Origin of the sequence: Pseudomonas sp. NEEL19, from assembly GCF_028751975.1 — a bacterium.
GTDB lineage: Bacteria > Pseudomonadota > Gammaproteobacteria > Pseudomonadales > Pseudomonadaceae > Aquipseudomonas > Aquipseudomonas juntendi.
In genome coordinates, this window is the sequence record NZ_CP081491.1 from 224,782 (window position 1) to 243,893 (window position 19,112).

Consider the following 19,112-nt stretch of genomic DNA (forward strand, 5'->3'; position numbering starts at 1 on the left):
GCAAACTGGGGTATGCGAGAAGGCTAAATGATCTAAAAAATTTAAAATAAATAACTTTTTCGCATTAGCTTAGGAGGTAAAGCTGTAGGAGCGGCCTTGTGTCGCGATGGGGCGCGAAGCGGCCCTGACGATGGCTGCTGCGACGCTGAGCGTTCAGGGCCGCTTCGCGCCCCATCGCGACACAAGGCCGCTCCTACAAAAGCCTGCGAAGAGCCATAACCTGGGTCAATGGCGAAATCAGATCAGCCTGCTAGGCTTCTCCGTCCGTATAGAACTTTAAGGAATTAGGTTATTAGCAAACGTTTGCAAATAGCTAAATGCTATTAGAACCCGCAGAGCTACAACGATTGGTTGCAAAGGTTCGTTACATATTCCCTAAAAATCTTAGAAATTCACAAAACGGTCATTTTGGATTTATAGGATTGTCATTATCCTGTAGCGCAGGTGGCGCCTTAGACCAAAGTCGAGAAACGTTTAGAAACGTTTGACTTACCAGTCGCACTTTGGGACTAAATCGCCAATCCACGGTGAGCGGGGCACAAGACCCTGCCGCCAGAGATACACAAAAATTAGAACGTAGAGGAGCACAGCATGTACAAGTCCAGCCTGGCCGTGGCCGTGGCACTGGGGGTTTTCGCCCAAACAGCAGGCGCTGCCGGTTTCGTTGAAGACAGCAAACTGTCCCTCAGCTCGCGCACCATGTATTTCAACAACGACAACCGCGATGGCGGTGCTGACAACCGCGAGTCGGGTCAGGGCTTCAAGCTCGACTACATTTCCGGTTTCACTGAAGGCACCGTTGGCTTTGGTGTCGATGCCCAGGCCTTGTGGGGTATCCACCTGGACGGTGGCCGTGGCAAACACCCTGACAACAGCAGCTTCTTCCCAAGCGACTCGGACGGCTCGGCCGCCAGCCAGTGGGCACGTTTTGGCGCCAACGCCAAGGCTCGCTTCTCCAAGACCGAAGTGCACTTCGGTAGCGCCCTGGCGCCAAACCTGCCGATCCTGGTAGCCAACGACGGGCGTCTGCTGCCGCAAACCTTCGAGGGTGGCACCATCCAGTCGAAGGAAATCGACAACCTGACCATCAACGCCGGTCAGCTGACCCACGCCATGGGTCGTGCGTCGAGCAACCGTACCGGCCTGTCGGTCGCTGGCGCCACTGCCGACAGCAACAAGTTCCGCTACGGCGGCCTGGACTACAAGCTCACTCCAGACCTGACCCTGCAGTACTACTACTCGAACCTGGAAGACTTCTACAAGCAGCACTTCCTGGGCGCCACGCATGTCTTCAAGATCGCCGACGACCAGTCGTTCAAGACCGACCTGCGCTACTTCGACAGCAGCAGTGACGGCAACAACGGTCACGGCGGTGGCTACAACTTCAGCAACAACGGTGGCTACGCCAAGAACACTGGCAAAGTCGACAACAAGACCTGGACCGCCATGTTCACTTACACCCTTGGTGGCCACGCGCTGATGCTCGGTCGTCAGCAAGTCAGCGATGACGGCGGTTTCGTCTGGCTGAACCAGGGCAACGTGGTTGACGGTAACGGTCGCCCTGAAGGCGCTGCCGGTTCCAGCTTCTACCTGTTCACCGACAGCATGATCAACCAGTTCGCCCGTGCCGGTGAGAACACCAACTTCGGCCAGTACTCGTATGATTTCGCCTCGCTGGGCGTTCCGGGCCTGAAGGCTTCGGTTTCCTACCTGCGCGGTGACGACATTCGCTACAAGAGCGGCCACGGCACCTACAATGAATGGGAACGTGACGCCCGCGTCGACTACACCATTCAGCAAGGTACCCTCAAAGGCCTGGGCTTCAGCCTGCGCCAGGGTGTGTACCGCGGTGGCAGCAACGAAGCCAGCGCCGACCAGGACCAGACTCGCTTCATCGTGAACTACACTTACAGCTTCCTGTAAGCCGCAGCGACACCAAAGAGCCTCGCCTAGTGCGAGGCTCTTTCATGTCTGCAGACTGTAATGTCAAAAAGCTATAAATAAATCATTATTTATTCTTTTTGTTTTTAGTCAGTTGCAGGCACAGTCAATTCACACGCTGACCACAACCCAGCCCAGGAGCCGCAGCCTATGAGCCTAAAACTCGGCGATATCGCCCCCGATTTCGAACAGGATTCCAGCGAAGGCAAGATCCGTTTCCACGAGTGGCTGGGTAACAGCTGGGGGGTGCTGTTCTCCCACCCGGCTGACTTCACCCCGGTATGCACCACTGAGCTGGGCCTGACTGCCAAGCTCAAGGACGAATTCGCCAAACGCGGAGTCAAGGCCATTGCCTTGTCGGTCGACCCGGTCGATTCGCACCACAAATGGATCGCCGACATCAACGAAACCCAGAACACCGTGGTCAATTTCCCGATCATCGCCGACGCCGACCGCAAGGTTTCAGACCTTTACGACCTGATCCATCCGAACGCCAGCGACACCCTGACCGTGCGCTCGCTGTTCGTGATCGACCCGAACAAGAAGGTGCGGCTGACCATCACCTACCCCGCCAGTACCGGGCGCAATTTCAATGAAATTCTGCGGGTGATCGACTCGCTGCAACTGACTGACAACCACAAAGTGGCCACGCCAGGTAACTGGCAAGACGGCGACGACGTGGTGATCGTGCCTTCGCTCAAGGACGAAGAAGAGATCAAGCAGCGCTTCCCCAAAGGGTATCGGGCCGTCAAACCCTATCTGCGCCTGACCCCCCAGCCCAATCGTTAACGCATTCCTCGTTGCATCGCTCTTAGCCTCACAGGGATTTTCGGGCCGTTTCGACGGCCCTTTTTTTTTTGCACTTTCACCGTTACCCGCCCCCTGTAGGAGCGGCCTTGTGTCGCGATGGGCCGCAAAGCGGCCCCAAGATCGCGACGCCACCAAATAACATTAAGGAATAAACAAATAAAAAAATATGATTTCTAGATATATAAACTGACTGCTAATGTCACCCCCAACAGAACACAAGGAACCGCTGCAATGTTGGTCGTCTCAATCGGTGGTAGCCCAAGTCCTCGTTCACGCTCCGGCGTGCTGCTGGAGCGTTCGCGCCAGTGGCTGCAGCATCGCGGCGTCGAAGTGGTGACGTTCCAGGTACGTGACTTCCCCGCCGAAGACCTGCTGCATGCCCGTTTCGACAGCCCGCAGGTACAGCACTTTCAGCAACTGGTGGCCCAGGCCGATGGCCTGATCGTCGCTACACCGGTTTACAAGGCATCGTTTGCCGGTGCTCTGAAAACCTTGCTCGACCTGCTGCCGGAACGCGCGTTGGCACACAAGATCGTGTTGCCGATCGCCACCGGCGGCAGCATCGCCCACATGCTGGCGGTGGATTACGCACTCAAGCCCGTGCTGTCTGCACTCAAGGCGCAAGAGACCCTGCAAGGGATCTTCGCTGACGACAGCCAAGTCGCTTACGCAGAGGGCAGCAAGCCCGCGCAACTGCTCCCCGCGCTGGAAGAACGCCTGCAGGACTCGCTGGAAACCTTCCACGTTGCCCTGGCCCGTCGGCCGCGCCCCGTGGCCCCCGGTGTACTGAACGAACGCCTGCTCAGTGCTCGTTGGAGCATCTGACCGGTTTTATCCGCTTCACCACCTTACTCGCCCGTCAACGAGGCAAGCAGGTGCAACCCGAACCCTATCGCACAGGAGAGCGCCATGCGCACAGTCTTCTTGCGTCGCGGTCTGGTCGCCCTGTTCGCGGCGGCTGTGTCCTTCGGCGCCATTACCCAAGCCCAGGCCGAGAGCCTGCGTATCGGTTATCAGAAATACGGCACCCTGGTGCTGCTCAAGGCCAAGGGCACGCTGGAGAAGCGCCTGGCCGAGCAGGGCGTACAGGTGCAGTGGACCGAGTTTCCCGGCGGCCCGCAGCTGCTTGAAGGGCTGAACGTCGGCTCGATCGATTTCGGCGTCACCGGTGAAACACCACCGGTATTCGCCCAGGCCGCCGGCGCCGACCTGCTCTATGTGGCCTATGAACCGCCCGCGCCGCACAGCGAAGCGATTCTCGTGCCCAAGGGTTCGCCGGTGCAGTCGGTGAAGGACCTCAAAGGCAAGAAAGTCGCCCTCAACAAAGGCTCCAATGTGCACTACCTGCTGGTGCGTGCACTGCAAGACGCAGGCCTTCAATACAGCGACATCCAGCCGGTTTACCTGCCGCCGGCCGACGCCCGCGCAGCCTTCGAGCGCGGCAGTGTCGACGCCTGGGTGATCTGGGACCCGTACCAGGCCGCCGCCGAGCAACAGCTGCAGGCGCGCACCCTGCGTGACGGCAAGGGCCTGGTCGACAACCATCAGTTCTATCTCGCTACCCGCAACTACGCGACCGAGCACCCAGCGGTGATCAACACCGTTATCGAGCAAGTGCGCGCCGTGGGCGAATGGTCGCAGGCCAACCCGCAGGAAGTCACCGACCAGGTGGCGCCGCTGCTCGGCTTGCCTGCCGACATCACACTTACCTCGGTCAAACGCCAAGGCTACGGCGCCGCGCCCCTGACCCCGCAGGTAGTGGCGGCGCAGCAGAAGATCGCCGACACCTTCCAGGCGCTCAAGCTGATACCCAAGCCGTTGAGCATCAAGGATGTGATCTGGACACCCCCGGCCAAGGTCGCTAGCGCGCCTTGAATGATGCGCCATGCCGGGGCACCGCCCCGGCTCGTGCCCCCCTTGAGGAGACAACTCCAATGAGTCTGAACATTTTCTGGTTCCTGCCCACCCACGGTGACGGCAAGTACCTGGGCACTGCCGATGGCGCCCGCGCGGTCGACCACGGCTACCTGCAACAGATCGCGCAAGCTGCCGACCGGCTTGGTTTTGGTGGGGTATTGATCCCGACCGGGCGCTCCTGCGAGGACTCCTGGCTGGTCGCGGCCTCGCTGATCCCCGTGACCCAGCGCCTGAAGTTTCTGGTGGCCCTGCGCCCCGGCATCATCTCGCCAACCGTGGCTGCTCGGCAGGCAGCCACCCTCGATCGCCTGTCCAATGGCCGGGCGCTGTTCAACCTGGTCACCGGCGGCGACCCTGACGAGCTGGCCGGTGACGGCCTGCACCTGAACCACCAGCAGCGCTACGAGGCGTCGGTCGAGTTCACCCGTATCTGGCGCAAGGTGCTGGAAGGCGAAAACGTCGATTATGACGGCAAGCACATTCAGGTGAAGGGCGCCAAGCTGCTCTATCCGCCGATTCAGCAGCCCCGCCCGCCGCTGTATTTCGGCGGTTCTTCAGAAGCTGCCCAAGACCTGGCGGCTGAACAGGTCGAGTTGTACCTGACGTGGGGTGAGCCAGCGGCAGCCGTGGCCGAGAAGATCGCCCAAGTGCGCAAAAAGGCCGCTGCTCAAGGCCGCGAAGTACGTTTCGGTATCCGCCTGCACGTGATCGTGCGCGAAACCAACGAAGAAGCCTGGGCCGCCGCCGACCGCCTGATTTCGCACCTGGACGATGACACCATTGCCCGTGCGCAGGCCTCGCTGGCGCGCTTCGACTCGGTGGGCCAGCAGCGCATGGCCGCCCTGCACGGCGGTAACCGCGACAACCTGGAAGTCAGCCCCAACCTGTGGGCGGGTGTTGGCCTGGTGCGTGGCGGTGCGGGTACCGCGCTGGTAGGTGATGGCCCGACCGTGGCCGCACGGGTCAAGGAATACGCCGAGCTGGGCATCGATACCTTCATCTTCTCCGGCTACCCGCACCTGGAAGAGTCGTACCGAGTGGCCGAGCTGCTGTTCCCGCACATTGACGTGAACCGCCCGGAACAACCCAAGACGGGTGGCTACGTGAGCCCGTTCGGCGAGATGGTAGCCAACGACATCCTGCCCAAGTCTGTCGCGCAGAGCTGAGGGCCAGGCCATGAGTCGTGCAACTTCCAATAACCTTGCCCAGCGGCTGGCGCCATGGGCGCTGCCGGTGCTGCTGCTGGCCGCCTGGCAGCTGGCGGTCAGCGCTGGCTGGCTGTCGACGCGCATCCTGCCGGCGCCTAGCGCCGTGGTCAGTGCTGGCGTCGAGCTGGTGCGCAGCGGTGATATCTGGACCCACCTGGCCATCAGTGGCTGGCGTGCCGGGCTGGGCTTCGTCATCGGCGGCAGCATCGGCCTGGTGCTGGGCTTCATCACGGGCCTTTCGAACTGGGGCGAGCGCCTGCTCGACAGCTCGGTGCAGATGATACGCAACGTGCCGCACCTGGCACTGATCCCGCTGGTGATCCTCTGGTTTGGTATCGATGAGTCGGCGAAGATCTTCCTGGTCGCGCTGGGCACGTTGTTCCCGATCTACCTGAACACCTACCACGGCATTCGCAATGTGGACCCGGCGCTGGTGGAAATGGCCCGCAGTTATGGGTTGTCCGGCTTCAGCCTGTTCCGCCAGGTGATCCTGCCGGGTGCGCTGCCGTCGATCCTGGTGGGCGTGCGCTTTGCCCTGGGCTTCATGTGGCTGACCCTGATCGTTGCCGAAACCATCTCGGCCAACGCCGGCATCGGCTACCTGGCCATGAACGCCCGTGAATTCCTGCAGACCGACGTGGTGGTGCTGGCCATCGTTTTGTACGCCGTGCTCGGCAAGCTCGCCGACCTGGCCGCCCGTGGCCTGGAGCGTGTGTGGTTGCGCTGGCACCCAGCCTATCAAGTGGCGAAGAAGGAGGGCGCATGACCGTGCTCAAGGAACAGCCGCCACGCCTGCTGCGTGGCATACCGCTGGCCGCCAACGGCTTGCGCAAGGCCTTTGGCCAGCGCGAAGTATTGAAAGGTATCGACCTGCACATTCCGGCGGGCCAGTTCGTGGCTATTGTCGGCCGCAGCGGCTGCGGCAAGAGCACCTTGCTGCGTTTGCTGGCCGGGCTCGACCAGCCCTCTGCCGGGCAGTTGCTGGCCGGTGCCGCGCCGCTGGACGAAGCGCGCGAAGAAACCCGCCTGATGTTCCAGGACGCACGCCTGCTGCCTTGGAAGAAGGTGATCGACAACGTGGGCCTGGGTCTGTCTGGCGACTGGCGCTCGCGAGCGCTGGATGCCCTGGAGGCGGTTGGCCTGGCCGACCGCGCCAATGAGTGGCCGGCAGCGCTCTCGGGTGGCCAGAAGCAGCGTGTGGCGCTGGCCCGGGCGCTGATCCACCAGCCGCGCCTGCTATTGCTGGACGAGCCGTTGGGCGCGCTGGATGCCCTGACCCGTATCGAGATGCAGCAACTGATCGAACGCCTGTGGCGTCAGCACGGGTTCACCGTGCTGCTGGTTACCCACGATGTCAGCGAGGCGGTTGCCGTGGCTGACCGGGTGATCCTGATCGAAGACGGCGAGGTCGGGCTCGACCTCACTGTCGACCTGGCACGGCCTCGGGCGCGTGGTTCGCACCGCCTGGCTGCGCTGGAAAGCAAAGTGCTCAACCGTGTGCTGTCGGCCCCGGGCGCTGCGCCCGAGCCGGATCCTGTAGCCCCTCTGCCCACGCAACTGCGTTGGGCGCACTGAACCCCAGAAGCCAAAAGGAAGCCAATCATGACTATCAAAGCCATCAACGTGCGCAACCAGTTCAAAGGCACTGTGAAAGAAATCCTCGAAGGGCCGGTACTGTCGGAAATCGACGTGCAGACGGCTTCGGGCATCGTCACTTCGGTGATCACTACCCGCTCCGTGCGTGAGCTGGAGCTGCAGGTGGGCAGTGAAGTGATTGCCTTTGTGAAGTCGACGGAAGTGTCTATTGCCAAGCTGTAATGGGGCTGCTTTGCAGCCCTTCGCGGGTAAACCCGCTCCTACATTAGTCCGCAAACGCAGGCCAATGTAGGAGCGGGTTTACCCGCGAAGGGCCGCAGCGCGGCCCCAAGATCTTCAGCTGGAACGCTTGGCCAGAAACGGCGGCAGATACAACCCCAGATACGCCTCGAACACCCGCTTGCCTTCCTCGGCCATACGCGGGGTGATCGCCTCATGCAGCTGCACCGAGCGCGCATACACCCGGTCGCTCAGCTCCATGGCCAGGGCAAACACATCCACATCCAGCGGCATCACCGGCAGGTGGAAATGCTGGTCGAACAACTTGTACATCAGGTCGCCCAGTTCCATGTCGTGCTGCCGATCGGCTTGCACCACTTCACTCAGCCCGTGCTGGGCCAGAATCAGTTGCCGCGCTGCTGCATCCTGGTTGTAGATATCCAGCATGCGCTGCTCGATCAGCCGTGACAGCTCATGCCAGGTACTGAACGCCTGGCTGTCGATCGGTGCCCTCAGAGCCTCACGGAAAGCCCGGTGCACGTCGGCGGTCAACGCCTCGAGCAACGCCGGCACGCTGGCGAAGAAGTGATAGACCGACGACGGCGGAATCTGCGCACGCTCGGCCACGCTGTAGATCGACATTGCCGCCACCCCCACCTCGGCCAGCAGTTCGCGGGCAGCCGCCAGGATCGCTTCGATCCTGGCCTGGCTGCTGGCACGCGGTTTGCGCGGGGTAGCGGTACGCGTCATCAGTTGCTGATCGCCAGGATGCTGGCTTGATAGGCACCCACGAACAGGTCGAAATCACCGACTTCTTCCTGCTCCAGCTCGGCCTGCCTGGCCAGCGACTCGCGGGCCAGCGTCTCGTAGGTTTGTTGCTGCTCCTGGCTCAGCGGCTGTTCACGGAAGGTCTCGGCGTGAATACGGCTCTGGCGCAGCGAAAACTGCACGAAGCTTTCGTCATGCTCGGTCATGCGCGCCAGCACCTGGGCCGAAGGCGTCAGCGAGGCGTCATCGACCTTGGCCTGTTGCGCATCCAGCGCCTTGCTGTGGGCGTCGGTATCTTCGGCTTGGTCCAGTAGCTCGGCCAACTGTCGAATACGCTCGATCAGCTCGCCGGCCCACACCTTCAGGCTGACCGGCTGGCCGTTGCGCTGCAATTCCAGGCCCGGGCGGCGACCTTCCTTGACCACGGCCAGGAAGTTGCTGGTGCACTGGCCACACTCGGCATTGCCCAGTTGCGGGCTTTCTTCCAGGGCACAGAACAGCAGGAATGCATCGAGGAAGCGCGCCTCGGTCAGGTCGATGCCAACGGGCAGGAACGGGTTGATGTCCAGGCAGCGTACTTCCACATACTGCACGCCGCGCGAAGTCAGGGCCTGGATCGGCCGCTCGCCGGTATAGGTGACGCGCTTGGGGCGTATGTTCGAGTAGTACTCGTTTTCGATCTGCAGGATGTTGGTATTCAGTTGTACCCACTCACCGTCGACGTGCGTGCCGACCTCGACATAGGGCGGGTAGGGCGTGCCCACCGCCTTGCGCAGGCTGTCGGTGTAGCTGGCCAGGTTGTTGTAGCAAGGCGTGAGGCCCGCCTGGGCGTTGCTCTGGTAGCCCAGGTCGCTCATGCGCAGGCTGGTGGCGTAGGGCAGGTACAGGGTTTCGGCGTCCAGCTCTTCGAGCTGGTGCGGGCGGCCACGCATGAAGCCTTTGTCCAGGGCCGGCGAGGCGCCAAACAGGTACATCAACAACCAGCTGTAGCGGCGGAAGTTGCGGATCAGCGCAATGTAGGCCGACGACTGATAGTCGCGGTCGGGCTCGCTGCTGCCTTCGGCAGCACGCAGCAAAGGCCACAGAGCCTCTGGCAGCGAGAAATTGTAATGGATGCCGGCGATGCACTGCATGGTGCGGCCATAGCGCAAGGCCAGGCCTTTGCGGTAGACGTGCTTGAGCTTGCCGATGTTCGAGCTGCCGTACTCGGCGATCGGGATGTCCTCTTCGGCCGGCAACGTGCATGGCATCGATGGGCTCCACAGGTACTCGTCGCCCAGCTTGCTGTAGACGAAACGGTGGGTCTGTTCGAGGCTTTCGAGCACTTTCGCCGGGTCGGCCAACGCGGGGGTGATGAATTCCAGCAGCGACTCGGAATAGTCAGTGGTGATCTGCTCGTTGGTCAGCGCCGATCCCAGTGCATCCGGGTGCGGGGTCTGGGCCAGGCGACCTTCGTCGGTCACGCGCAGGCATTCGCGCTCAATACCGTGCAGGCACTGCTTGAGCAGGGGAAGATTGGCGCCGAGCAGGCTCAGGCGGCGGTTGAGGAGTTCGCTCAAGATGTATTCCTTCACGCGTCAGTCGCCCCAATATGGGGGTAGAGATAACGGTCTACAAGGGTAGGGAGAAAGGAACTGGCGTTGTCGCCTGGTTTACGCGGATCCAGCAGTGCCAGCGCACTGCTGAAAATACCGCAGATACTGCTTGGTGAGCTAGAGAACCGCAAAGGTTCCTTGCGCCTTGGCCACCAGTTTGTCGCCCTGGACTACGTCGGCGTCGACCACCAGGGTACGCCGCCCGGCATGCAGCACGCGGGCGGTGCACAGGACCTCGCCGTCACTGACGGCGCGCATGTAGTTGATCTTGCATTCGATGGTGACGCTTTGCTGGTCAAAGCCATGGTTGGCCGAACAGGCCAGGCCCATGGCGATATCCACCAGGCTGAAAATAGCCCCGCCGTGCAGCTTCTGGCCACGGTTGCGCAACTGCGGCTGCAGCGCCAGGGCGACCTCGGCAACGCCGGGCTCCAGGCGTTGCAGGCGGCAGCCAAGGAGCTGGCTGAAGGCGCTTTCGACATATTCGCGTGGTATGTCCATCACTTCTTCTTCAGTTGCTTGGCGTTGGCGAACAGCGCGGCCATGGCGTTGTTGGCCGGGGCCGCGGTAGCGGTTTCACGTTGGCGCGGCGCCTGTTGCTGGCGGTTGCCTGCCGGGCCACGGTTACCGCCGCGGTTGCCGTCGACTTTTTCGCCCGGGGTGTCGCTCATGCGCATCGACAAGCCCACGCGCTTGCGCGGGATGTCCACCTCCATGACCTTGACCTTGACCACGTCGCCGGCCTTGACCGCCTCGCGCGGGTCCTTGACGAACTTCTCCGACAGCGCCGAGATATGCACCAGGCCGTCCTGGTGTACGCCGATATCGACGAAGGCACCGAAGTTGGTGACGTTGGTCACCACGCCTTCGAGGATCATGCCTGGCTCCAGGTCCTTGAGGTCTTCGACGCCATCCTGGAAGGTGGCGGTCTTGAATTCCGGGCGGGGGTCGCGGCCGGGTTTGTCCAGCTCCTGCAGGATGTCGGTCACGGTCGGCAGGCCGAAGGTTTCGTCGGTGAAACGCTTGGGGTCCAGGCGCTTGAGGAAGCTGCTGTCGCCGATCAGCGAGCGAATGTCGCGGTCGGTATCGGCGGCGATGCGCTGTACCAGGGGGTAGGCTTCGGGGTGAACCGCCGAGGCGTCCAGCGGGTTGTCGCCGTTCATCACCCGCAGGAAGCCGGCAGCCTGCTCGAAGGTTTTCTCGCCCAGGCGGCTGACCTTTTTCAGCGCCGCGCGGGTGGCGAACGGGCCGTTGGCGTCGCGGTGCGCGACAATGTTCTGTGCCAGCGTGGCGTTAAGCCCGGAGATGCGCGTCAGCAGCGCCACCGAGGCGGTATTCACATCCACGCCCACGGCGTTCACGCAGTCCTCGACCACGGCGTCCAGGCCACGGGCCAGCTTCAACTGCGAGACGTCGTGCTGGTACTGGCCGACGCCGATGGATTTCGGGTCGATCTTCACCAGTTCAGCCAACGGATCCTGCAGGCGGCGGGCAATCGATACGGCGCCGCGGATCGATACGTCCAGGTCCGGGAATTCGCGGGCGGCCAGTTCCGATGCCGAGTACACCGACGCGCCGGCTTCGGAAACCATGACCTTGGTGATTTTCAGGGCTGGATATTTCTTGACCAGTTCGGCGACCAGCTTGTCGCTTTCGCGGCTGGCGGTACCGTTGCCGATGGCAATCAGCTCTACCGAGTGTTTGGCGCACAGCGCGGCCATGATGGCGATGGTCCGGTCCCAGTCGTTTTTCGGGGCGTGCGGGTAGACCGTGGTGTGGTCCAGCAGCTTGCCGGTGGCGTCGACCACGGCGATCTTGCAGCCAGTGCGCAGGCCAGGGTCGAAGCCCAGGGTGGCGCGCGGGCCGGCCGGGGCCGCCAGCAGCAGGTCATGCAGGTTGTGGGCGAACACGTTGATCGCCTCGCCTTCGGCGTTGTCGCGCAGTTCGCCGAACAGGTCGGTTTCCAGGTGGGTGTAGAGCTTGACCTTCCAGGTCCAGCGCACCACTTCAGCCAGCCATTTGTCGGCCGGGCGGCTGCGGTTCTCGATGCCGACGTGGTTGCTGATCATCAGCTCGCACGGGTGCAGGGTACCCGGCAGTTCTTCGCCGACTTTCAGCGAAGCGCTCAGCACGCCCTCGTTGCGCCCGCGGAAAATTGCCAGGGCGCGGTGCGAAGGGGCGGTGCGCAACAGCTCGTCATGGGCGAAGTAGTCGCGGAACTTGGCGCCTTCCTCTTCCTTGCCGGCCACCACGCGGGCACTGAGCACGGCTTCCTGCTTGAGGAAGCTGCGCAGTTTGTCGAGCAACGCGGCGTCCTCGGCAAAGCGCTCCATGAGGATGTACTTGGCGCCTTCCAGGGCGGCCTTCACGTCGGCCACGCCCTTGTCGGCATCGACGAAGCGTGCCGCTTCGCTTTCCGGGGTCAGTGACGGGTCGTTGAACAGGCCGTCGGCCAGCTCGCCGAGGCCGGCTTCGAGGGCGATCTGGCCCTTGGTGCGGCGCTTTTGCTTATACGGCAGGTACAGGTCTTCGAGGCGGGTCTTGGTGTCGGCCAGCTTGATTTCGCGGGCCAGTTCCGGGGTCAGCTTGCCCTGTTCCTCGATGCTGGAGAGGATGCTGGCGCGGCGTTCGTCGAGTTCGCGCAGGTAGCGCAGGCGCTCTTCCAGATGGCGCAGCTGGGTGTCGTCCAGGCTACCGGTCACTTCCTTGCGGTAACGGGCGATGAAAGGCACGGTCGAGCCTTCGTCCAACAGGCCCACGGCCGCCTCGACCTGCTGGGGGCGTACGCCCAGTTCCTCGGCGATACGGCTGTTGATGCTGTCCATGTAAACCACCTGACATTTGTGAATACGGGGGTCGCCTATGGGCTTTCGCCCGGCGGCGCAGGATGAAAGCGGCGCATTATACCCATCGCAAACCGCTTGCGGTGATGGCGCCCGGCCAGTCGGAACTGGCGCCCGGGGAAAAATCTGCTAACAATGCTCACGGCACGCGTTGCAATGGCTACGCCATAATGCGCGGCGATCTCAGAGGAGTTATTCATGACCGGCACGCCGAACACCGCAGAAGGTGAAAAGATTCTCATCGTCGACGACGATCCAGGGCTGAGCAGCCTGCTGGAACGTTTCTTCACCAGCAAAGGCTACCGAGCCCGCGCGGTGCCCAACACCGAACAGATGGACCGCCTGCTGTCCCGCGAGGTCTTCAACCTGGTGGTGCTGGACCTGATGCTGCCGGGCGAAGACGGCCTGTCGGCGTGCAAGCGCCTGCGCCAGCACAACAACCAGATCCCGATCATCATGCTCACTGCCAAGGGTGACGAGCTCAGCCGCATCAAGGGCCTGGAGCTGGGTGCCGATGACTACCTGGGCAAGCCGTTCAACCCGGACGAGCTGATGGCCCGGGTCAAGGCCGTGCTGCGCCGCCAGGCACCCACCGTGCCAGGGGCACCGGGTAGCGAAGACGAGTCGGTCACCTTCGGCGACTACGAGTTGTCGCTGGCCACCCGCGAACTCAAGCGTGGCGACGAAGTGCACATGCTCACGACCGGTGAGTTCGCCGTGCTCAAGGCGCTGGTCATGCATGCCCGCGAGCCGCTGACCCGCGACAAGCTGATGAACCTGGCCCGTGGCCGTGAATGGGATGCCCTGGAGCGCTCCATCGACGTTCAGATTTCGCGCCTGCGGCGCATGATCGAGCCCGACCCGTCCAAGCCCCGCTACATCCAGACCGTGTGGGGCGTCGGCTACGTGTTCGTGCCGGACGGAAACGCCGGAAAGTGATGCCTGACCGTCGATGAAAACACCGCTCTGGTTTCCGCAAAGCTTCTTCGCCCGCACCCTGTGGCTGGTGTTGATCGTTGTCCTGTTCTCCAAGGCCCTGACCCTGGTCTACCTGCTGATGAACGAGGACGTACTGGTCGACCGGCAGTACAGCCACGGTGTGGCGCTGACTTTGCGCGCGTATTGGGCTGCCGACGAAGAAAACCGCGACAAGATCGCCGAGGCGGCAGGCCTCATTCGTGTGACCGGCTCGGGTGTGCCCGAAGGCGAGCAGCACTGGCCCTACAGCGAAATCTACCAACGCCAGATGCAGGCTGAGCTGGGCGAGGACACCGAAGTACGCCTGCGCATTCATGCGCCGCCGGCGCTGTGGGTAAATGCGCCGAGCCTGGGCCCGGGCTGGTTGAAGGTGCCGTTGTACCCGCACCCGCTACGCGGGCAGAAAATCTGGAACGTGCTGGGCTGGTTCCTGGCCATTGGCCTGTTGTCCACCGCTTCGGCGTGGATCTTCGTGCGGCAGTTGAACCAGCCGCTCAAGCGTCTGGTGTTCGCCGCCCGCCAGTTGGGCCAGGGGCGCAGCGTGCGGTTGCCGATCAGCGACACCCCCAGCGAGATGACCGAGGTGTACAGGGCCTTCAACCAGATGGCCGAAGACGTCGAGCAGGCTGGGCGCGAACGCGAGCTGATGCTGGCCGGGGTTTCGCATGACTTGCGTACACCGCTCACGCGCCTGCGTTTATCGTTGTCGTTGCTCAACAGTGACAACGACCTGAGCGACGATATGGTCCGTGATATCGAAGACATGGACGCGATTCTCGACCAGTTCCTGGCGTTCATCCGTGATGGCCGAGACGAGCCGGTCGAAGAGGTCGACCTGGCGGACCTGGTGCGTGAGGTGGTCGCCCCCTACAACCAGCCGGAAGAACGTGTGCGCCTGTGCCTGGAGCCGATCCCGCCGTTCCCGCTGCGCCGCGTGTCGCTCAAGCGCATGTTGGGCAACCTGATCGGCAACGCCTTGCACCACGCAGGCAAAGGGGTCGAGGTGGCAGCCTATGTCTCGGGTGACGAAAGTGCGCCGTACGTGGTGCTGAGCGTGCTGGACCGCGGTACCGGCATTGACGAGTCGGAGCTGGAAACCATCTTCAACCCGTTCATCCGGGGTGACCGGGCGCGGGGTGGCAAGGGGACCGGGTTGGGGTTGGCCATCGTCAAGCGTATTGCGGCGCAGCATGGCGGCAATGTCGAGCTACGCAACCGGTCCGGGGGCGGTATCGAGGCGCGGGTGCGGTTGCCGTTGGGGCTGTTGCTGCCGCGTAACGCCGTTTGAGTTTGGTTGGCTGTGCCGGCCCTGTCGCCGGCAAGCCAGCTCCCACAGGTCATGCACAAGGTCTGAAAATGTGCAGTACCTGTGGGCTTGTCGGCGCTAGGGCCGGGTGAATCAGCCTTTCCCTTTGGTCCGGGTCTGATTCGGCCCGCCATTCTTCTCCAGGTGCTCGATGATCATCCCGGCCACGTTCTTGCCAGTGGTCACTTCAATGCCTTCCAGGCCTGGCGATGAGTTCACCTCCATCACCAACGGCCCATGGTTGGAGCGCAGGATATCCACGCCCGCGACACTCAAACCCATCACCTTGGCTGCGCGAATCGCGGTGATGCGCTCTTCGGGGGTGATCTTGATCAGGCTGGCGACCCCGCCACGGTGCAGATTGGAACGAAACTCACCGGGCTTGGCCTGGCGTTTCATCGAGGCAATCACCTTGTCCCCCACCACGAAGCAGCGGATGTCCGCACCGCCGGCCTCCTTGATGTACTCCTGCACCATGATGTTCTGCTTCAGGCCCATGAACGCCTCGATCACCGACTCGGCTGCCTGCGGGGTTTCGCACAGCACCACGCCGATACCCTGCGTGCCTTCCAGCACCTTGATCACCAAGGGGGCACCGTTGACCATGCGGATCAGGTCGGGAATATCATCGGGCGAATGGGCGAAACCGGTGATCGGCAGGCCAATGCCGCGCCGTGACAACAGCTGCAGCGAGCGCAGCTTGTCGCGCGAGCGGGCGATAGCCACCGACTCGTTGAGCGGGTACACGCCCATCATTTCGAACTGGCGCAGCACCGCACAGCCGTAGAAGGTTACCGAGGCGCCAATACGCGGGATCACGGCATCGAAACCTTCCAGCGGCTTGCCGCGGTAGTGGATCTGCGGCTTGTGGCTGGCAATGTTCATGTAGGCCCGCAAGGTATCGATCACCACCATTTCGTGGCCACGCTGAGTACCGGCTTCGACCAGGCGGCGGGTGGAATACAGACGCGGATTGCGCGACAGCACAGCGATCTTCATGCAGCACCTGTGACAGGGGAAAGGGTGGCCGGGAAGGCCGGTTTGTCTTGCACGTACTTTACGCCTGGGTTGACCACCAGCTGGCCCTGCACCAGGGCCTTCGAGCCGAGCAGCAGGCGGTAGCGCATGCTCTTGCGGCAGGCCAGGGTGAATTCCACCTCCCACACACGGTCACCCAACGCCAGTGGCGTGCGAATGACATAACGGGTCTGGGCATGCCCGTTAGAGCTGCGGATGATCTTTCTGTTCACCAAAGGTGCTTCGCAGCGGCGATGGCGCAACTGCACCACCGTGCCCAGGTGCGCGGTGAAGCGCACCCAGGGTTGGCCATTACGCTCGAAGGGTTCGATATCGGTGGCGTGCAGGCTGGAGGTACTGGCGCCGGTGTCGATCTTGGCGCGCAGCCCGGCCACACCGAGATCGGGCAAGGCGACCCACTCACGCAGGCCGATCACAGTCAAATGGTCAAATGTCTTCACTAAGCACACCCTGCGAATGAGGTGGTGAACTGTAAGCACGGCGGGGACTTTTTGCATCCGTAAGTGAAGGTAGTACAGTTCGATGAAAGACAGAATCCGAGGTAACGCAATGGCACAAAAAGCCGAAGACGACGATAAGGTGCGCCTGGACAAATGGCTGTGGGCGGCGCGTTTCTACAAGACGCGGGCGTTGGCCAAGGCTGCGATCGAGAGCGGCAAGGTGCATTGCCGGGGCGAGCGTTGCAAGCCGGGCAAGGAGCCGCGCGTGGGCGACGAATTCGTGCTGCGTACCGGCTTCGATGAGCGCACCGTGGTGGTGAAGGCGTTGTCGGTGGTGCGGCGTGGGGCGCCCGAGGCGCAGACGCTGTATGAAGAGACTGAAGAGAGTGTGCGGCGCAGGGAGCAGGCAGCCGAAATGCGCAAGGCAGGGGCGATGGGGGTAACTACCGATGGCCGGCCGAACAAGAAGCAGCGGCGGCAGATTCACCAGCTGCATGGGAATTTCGAATAGCCGAGGCCGCTCCTACAAGGGTGCAGGCAGTGCTGTAGGAGCGGCCTCGTGTCGCGATGGGCTGCGCAGCAGCCCCCAGGGGGCTAGCGGACTACCGCCAACCGCCCGACCAACGGCAATTTCGCAGCAATCGAGAACAACGGCGCCGTCCAGCGCATCAGTGCCGCGCTACCCTTGGCCGCCAACGGCGTGTAATAGCTCCAGCCCAACGCCAGCACTGCCATCAGCAACCCGCCGATGTAGTCATCCTGGCCCCAGTGCGCGCCGGCCACCAGGCGCGGCAGCATGAACAGCACCGCCAGCGCCCAGATCACCACGAACTGCATCAGGCGGCGGCTGAACACGCTCATGAACAATGCCCAGATCAACAACACCGAGGCGTGGTCGCCGGGGAAACTCTTGCTGGAGCGGTCCTTCAGCTCCCACTTGGCTTCCAGGTGGGGGTAGTAGTCGCTCAGGTGCACCACGTCGTCGAACATCATCGAGGGGCTCTTGTGTTGCCAGCCCGCGGCATCCACCCACTTGGAAAACAGCGCGCGAATCACCACTAAGAGAAGCAGCGTGACCAGAAAGCCGAAAAACGCCTGGCGAACCTGCGCTGCCTTGAACACCCAATCACCGCGGATCAGCAGTGCCAGCAGGATCAGGCCGACCACGATGTCGAACGGGCGCATGCTGCCCACGGTCCAGATATAGCGCCAGGTGGTGTTGTCAGCCAACGGTGCATTGAGGCTGTGGAACAGCCACTCGTCGAAAGTCAGGCACAGGATCTGGCCAAAAGGCCATAACCAGAAACACAGTAGAGCGATCGGCAGCAGCGTGCAGGCTGCCAGCGGTCCCCAGGACCACCTTGCTTGGAACAGTGGTCGATTATCCATAAGATACCTCTATCTCCTATAAGGGAAACGAGCGCCTGAAGGCGCTCTTCGATGGGATTACTGATTCCCTTTCATTATTTTGTCATCATTTTCAGATAGCCAGACAACCATGAGCGACTTGCCAGAAAAAGATTTCACCCAACGTTTCATCTTCGACGAGCGCGATGTGCGCGGCGAGTGGGTGTCTCTCGATGACAGCTACGCTGCAGTGCTGGCGCGTCATGAATACCCGCAGCCGGTGCAAACCCTGCTTGGCGAGCTGATGGCCGCCACCGCTTTGCTGGTCGGTGCCTTGAAGTTCGACGGCCTGCTGATACTGCAGGCGCGCTCCGCCGGGCCGATCCCGCTGCTGATGGTCGAGTGCTCCGGTGACCGTGATATCCGCGGCATGGCCCGATACGAGGCGGATCAGATCCCGGCCGACGCCAGCCTGGCGCAGCTGATGCCCGACGGCCACCTGACCCTGACCATCGACCCGGTCAAGGGCCAGCGTTATCAGGGGACCGTCGACCTCGATGGTGCCAACCTCTCGGAGTGCTTCACCAACTACTTCGTTCAGTCCCAGCAGTTGAACACGCGGTTCTGGCTGAATGCCGAAGCTGGCAAGGCGCGCGGCCTGCTGCTGCAGCAACTGCCACGCGATCGCCAGCCGGACGATGAAGAGCGCGAAGACAGCTGGCAGCACGTGGTTGCCCTGGCTCAGACCCTCAAGCCGCAAGAGTGGGCAGAAGCCAATGAAACCCTGCTGCACCGCCTGTACCACGAAGATGCCGTGCGCCTGTTCGATGAGCAGCCGCTGCGCTTCAAATGCAGCTGCTCACGCGAACGTTCCGGCAATGCCCTGGTCAGCCTGGGTGAGCATGACGCCAAGGCACTGGTGCAAGAGTGCGGCGGGCAGGTAGAGATCGATTGCCAGTTCTGCAACCAGCGCTATTTCTTCGACGCCAGCGATGTGGCGCAACTGTTTGCCGGTGGCGGCACGGACGTGGCCTCAGAAACTCGCCACTGAAACGTTTAAGCTCAGGAAAATCTCCTGTCGAATTGCGCAAAAACGCAGTTCTGAC

Annotated in this window: 19 protein-coding genes; 12 read left to right on the forward strand and 7 right to left on the reverse strand. The window is 62.3% G+C overall.

Translation table 11 applies throughout. The features are described from left to right. Window positions 1-591: 591 nt before the first annotated feature. From K4A76_RS00965 to K4A76_RS01000, 8 genes are all read left to right on the forward strand, one after another. The gene (locus tag K4A76_RS00965; RefSeq protein ID WP_054913225.1) at window positions 592-1,923 is read left to right on the forward strand and encodes an OprD family porin; all 1,332 of its coding nucleotides are present in this window, start codon (window positions 592-594) and stop codon (window positions 1,921-1,923) included. A 168-nt stretch (window positions 1,924-2,091) separates the two neighbouring features. Beyond that, entirely contained in the window at window positions 2,092-2,730 is a 639-nt protein-coding gene (locus tag K4A76_RS00970) for a peroxiredoxin (protein ID WP_009682239.1), read from the forward strand. A 252-nt stretch (window positions 2,731-2,982) separates the two neighbouring features. Beyond that, window positions 2,983-3,576: an NADPH-dependent FMN reductase gene (ssuE, locus tag K4A76_RS00975; RefSeq protein ID WP_029884767.1), complete on the forward strand. Its 594-nt coding sequence runs from the start codon at window positions 2,983-2,985 to the stop codon at window positions 3,574-3,576. 84 nt (window positions 3,577-3,660) lie between these two features. Further along, window positions 3,661-4,626 carry a sulfonate ABC transporter substrate-binding protein gene (locus tag K4A76_RS00980; protein WP_029884766.1) on the forward strand — a complete coding sequence of 322 codons (966 nt, stop codon included), beginning with the start codon at window positions 3,661-3,663 and terminating at the stop codon, window positions 4,624-4,626. A 59-nt stretch (window positions 4,627-4,685) separates the two neighbouring features. Continuing rightward, window positions 4,686-5,834 carry an FMNH2-dependent alkanesulfonate monooxygenase gene (ssuD, locus tag K4A76_RS00985; RefSeq protein WP_274411360.1) on the forward strand — a complete coding sequence of 383 codons (1,149 nt, stop codon included), beginning with the start codon at window positions 4,686-4,688 and terminating at the stop codon, window positions 5,832-5,834. 10 nt (window positions 5,835-5,844) lie between these two features. Continuing rightward, on the forward strand, window positions 5,845-6,642 hold the full coding sequence (gene ssuC, locus K4A76_RS00990; RefSeq protein WP_054913222.1) for an aliphatic sulfonate ABC transporter permease SsuC: 798 nt from the start codon (window positions 5,845-5,847) through the stop codon (window positions 6,640-6,642). After that, window positions 6,639-7,451, forward strand: coding sequence for an aliphatic sulfonates ABC transporter ATP-binding protein (gene ssuB / locus K4A76_RS00995; protein ID WP_274411361.1), 813 nt, complete (start codon window positions 6,639-6,641; stop codon window positions 7,449-7,451). The genes ssuC and ssuB overlap by 4 nt, the downstream gene beginning before the upstream one ends. Before the next feature lie 27 nt (window positions 7,452-7,478). Further along, window positions 7,479-7,694, forward strand: a complete 216-nt coding sequence (locus K4A76_RS01000) for a TOBE domain-containing protein (RefSeq protein ID WP_003255829.1) — start codon at window positions 7,479-7,481, stop codon at window positions 7,692-7,694. Window positions 7,695-7,808: 114 nt separating this feature from the next. Here K4A76_RS01000 and K4A76_RS01005 read toward each other — a convergent pair whose 3' ends face one another. From K4A76_RS01005 to K4A76_RS01020, 4 genes are all read right to left on the reverse strand, one after another. Continuing rightward, the gene (locus K4A76_RS01005) at window positions 7,809-8,441 is read right to left on the reverse strand and encodes a TetR/AcrR family transcriptional regulator (protein ID WP_182390237.1); all 633 of its coding nucleotides are present in this window, start codon (window positions 8,439-8,441) and stop codon (window positions 7,809-7,811) included. Beyond that, window positions 8,441-10,018, reverse strand: coding sequence for a glutamate--cysteine ligase (gene gshA / locus K4A76_RS01010; protein WP_009682246.1), 1,578 nt, complete (start codon window positions 10,016-10,018; stop codon window positions 8,441-8,443). The genes K4A76_RS01005 and gshA overlap by 1 nt, the downstream gene beginning before the upstream one ends. 153 nt (window positions 10,019-10,171) lie before the next feature. After that, on the reverse strand, window positions 10,172-10,555 hold the full coding sequence (locus K4A76_RS01015; RefSeq protein ID WP_009682247.1) for a PaaI family thioesterase: 384 nt from the start codon (window positions 10,553-10,555) through the stop codon (window positions 10,172-10,174). Then, entirely contained in the window at window positions 10,555-12,879 is a 2,325-nt protein-coding gene (locus tag K4A76_RS01020; protein ID WP_274411362.1) for a Tex family protein, read from the reverse strand. The genes K4A76_RS01015 and K4A76_RS01020 overlap by 1 nt, the downstream gene beginning before the upstream one ends. 216 nt (window positions 12,880-13,095) lie before the next feature. On the opposite strand from K4A76_RS01020, the gene ompR reads away from it, so the two are divergent. Both ompR and K4A76_RS01030 read left to right on the forward strand, forming a co-directional pair. Further along, entirely contained in the window at window positions 13,096-13,836 is a 741-nt protein-coding gene (gene ompR / locus K4A76_RS01025; RefSeq protein ID WP_009682249.1) for an osmolarity response regulator transcription factor OmpR, read from the forward strand. A 13-nt stretch (window positions 13,837-13,849) separates the two neighbouring features. Beyond that, entirely contained in the window at window positions 13,850-15,163 is a 1,314-nt protein-coding gene (locus tag K4A76_RS01030; protein WP_029887604.1) for an ATP-binding protein, read from the forward strand. Window positions 15,164-15,274: 111 nt separating this feature from the next. Here the strand turns inward: K4A76_RS01030 and rimK are convergent, their stop codons facing one another. Both rimK and rimB read right to left on the reverse strand, forming a co-directional pair. Then, on the reverse strand, window positions 15,275-16,180 hold the full coding sequence (rimK, locus tag K4A76_RS01035) for a 30S ribosomal protein S6--L-glutamate ligase (RefSeq protein ID WP_009681234.1): 906 nt from the start codon (window positions 16,178-16,180) through the stop codon (window positions 15,275-15,277). Beyond that, window positions 16,177-16,659 (reverse strand): retropepsin-like aspartic endopeptidase RimB, encoded by a 483-nt coding sequence (gene rimB / locus K4A76_RS01040; RefSeq protein WP_009681235.1) that lies wholly within the window; start codon window positions 16,657-16,659, stop codon window positions 16,177-16,179. The genes rimK and rimB overlap by 4 nt, the downstream gene beginning before the upstream one ends. 109 nt (window positions 16,660-16,768) lie before the next feature. Here rimB and K4A76_RS01045 point away from each other — a divergent pair, with 109 nt between their 5' ends. Continuing rightward, on the forward strand, window positions 16,769-17,170 hold the full coding sequence (locus tag K4A76_RS01045) for an RNA-binding S4 domain-containing protein (RefSeq protein WP_054913217.1): 402 nt from the start codon (window positions 16,769-16,771) through the stop codon (window positions 17,168-17,170). An 83-nt stretch (window positions 17,171-17,253) separates the two neighbouring features. Here K4A76_RS01045 and K4A76_RS01050 read toward each other — a convergent pair whose 3' ends face one another. Beyond that, window positions 17,254-18,048 (reverse strand): phosphatase PAP2 family protein, encoded by a 795-nt coding sequence (locus K4A76_RS01050; protein WP_009681237.1) that lies wholly within the window; start codon window positions 18,046-18,048, stop codon window positions 17,254-17,256. A gap of 109 nt (window positions 18,049-18,157) precedes the next feature. Between K4A76_RS01050 and hslO the strand changes: the two genes are divergently transcribed. Continuing rightward, complete coding sequence (gene hslO, locus K4A76_RS01055; RefSeq protein WP_054905720.1) at window positions 18,158-19,057, forward strand: Hsp33 family molecular chaperone HslO; 900 nt, start codon at window positions 18,158-18,160, stop codon at window positions 19,055-19,057. The last annotated feature ends 55 nt before the right edge of the window (window positions 19,058-19,112 follow it).

Coding starts and splice junctions, on each gene's coding strand:
- K4A76_RS00965 (WP_054913225.1), top strand. CDS start 592: ATGTACAAGTCCAGCCTGGCCGTGGCCGTGGCACTGGGGGTTTTCGCC.
- K4A76_RS01030 (WP_029887604.1), top strand. CDS start 13,850: ATGAAAACACCGCTCTGGTTTCCGCAAAGCTTCTTCGCCCGCACCCTG.
- ssuC (WP_054913222.1), top strand. CDS start 5,845: ATGAGTCGTGCAACTTCCAATAACCTTGCCCAGCGGCTGGCGCCATGG.
- hslO (WP_054905720.1), top strand. CDS start 18,158: ATGAGCGACTTGCCAGAAAAAGATTTCACCCAACGTTTCATCTTCGAC.
- ssuB (WP_274411361.1), top strand. CDS start 6,639: ATGACCGTGCTCAAGGAACAGCCGCCACGCCTGCTGCGTGGCATACCG.
- K4A76_RS01045 (WP_054913217.1), top strand. CDS start 16,769: ATGGCACAAAAAGCCGAAGACGACGATAAGGTGCGCCTGGACAAATGG.
- K4A76_RS00980 (WP_029884766.1), top strand. CDS start 3,661: ATGCGCACAGTCTTCTTGCGTCGCGGTCTGGTCGCCCTGTTCGCGGCG.
- K4A76_RS01050 (WP_009681237.1), bottom strand. CDS start 18,048: ATGGATAATCGACCACTGTTCCAAGCAAGGTGGTCCTGGGGACCGCTG.
- K4A76_RS01015 (WP_009682247.1), bottom strand. CDS start 10,555: ATGGACATACCACGCGAATATGTCGAAAGCGCCTTCAGCCAGCTCCTT.
- ssuD (WP_274411360.1), top strand. CDS start 4,686: ATGAGTCTGAACATTTTCTGGTTCCTGCCCACCCACGGTGACGGCAAG.
- K4A76_RS01005 (WP_182390237.1), bottom strand. CDS start 8,441: ATGACGCGTACCGCTACCCCGCGCAAACCGCGTGCCAGCAGCCAGGCC.
- rimK (WP_009681234.1), bottom strand. CDS start 16,180: ATGAAGATCGCTGTGCTGTCGCGCAATCCGCGTCTGTATTCCACCCGC.
- K4A76_RS01000 (WP_003255829.1), top strand. CDS start 7,479: ATGACTATCAAAGCCATCAACGTGCGCAACCAGTTCAAAGGCACTGTG.
- ssuE (WP_029884767.1), top strand. CDS start 2,983: ATGTTGGTCGTCTCAATCGGTGGTAGCCCAAGTCCTCGTTCACGCTCC.
- ompR (WP_009682249.1), top strand. CDS start 13,096: ATGACCGGCACGCCGAACACCGCAGAAGGTGAAAAGATTCTCATCGTC.
- K4A76_RS01020 (WP_274411362.1), bottom strand. CDS start 12,879: ATGGACAGCATCAACAGCCGTATCGCCGAGGAACTGGGCGTACGCCCC.
- K4A76_RS00970 (WP_009682239.1), top strand. CDS start 2,092: ATGAGCCTAAAACTCGGCGATATCGCCCCCGATTTCGAACAGGATTCC.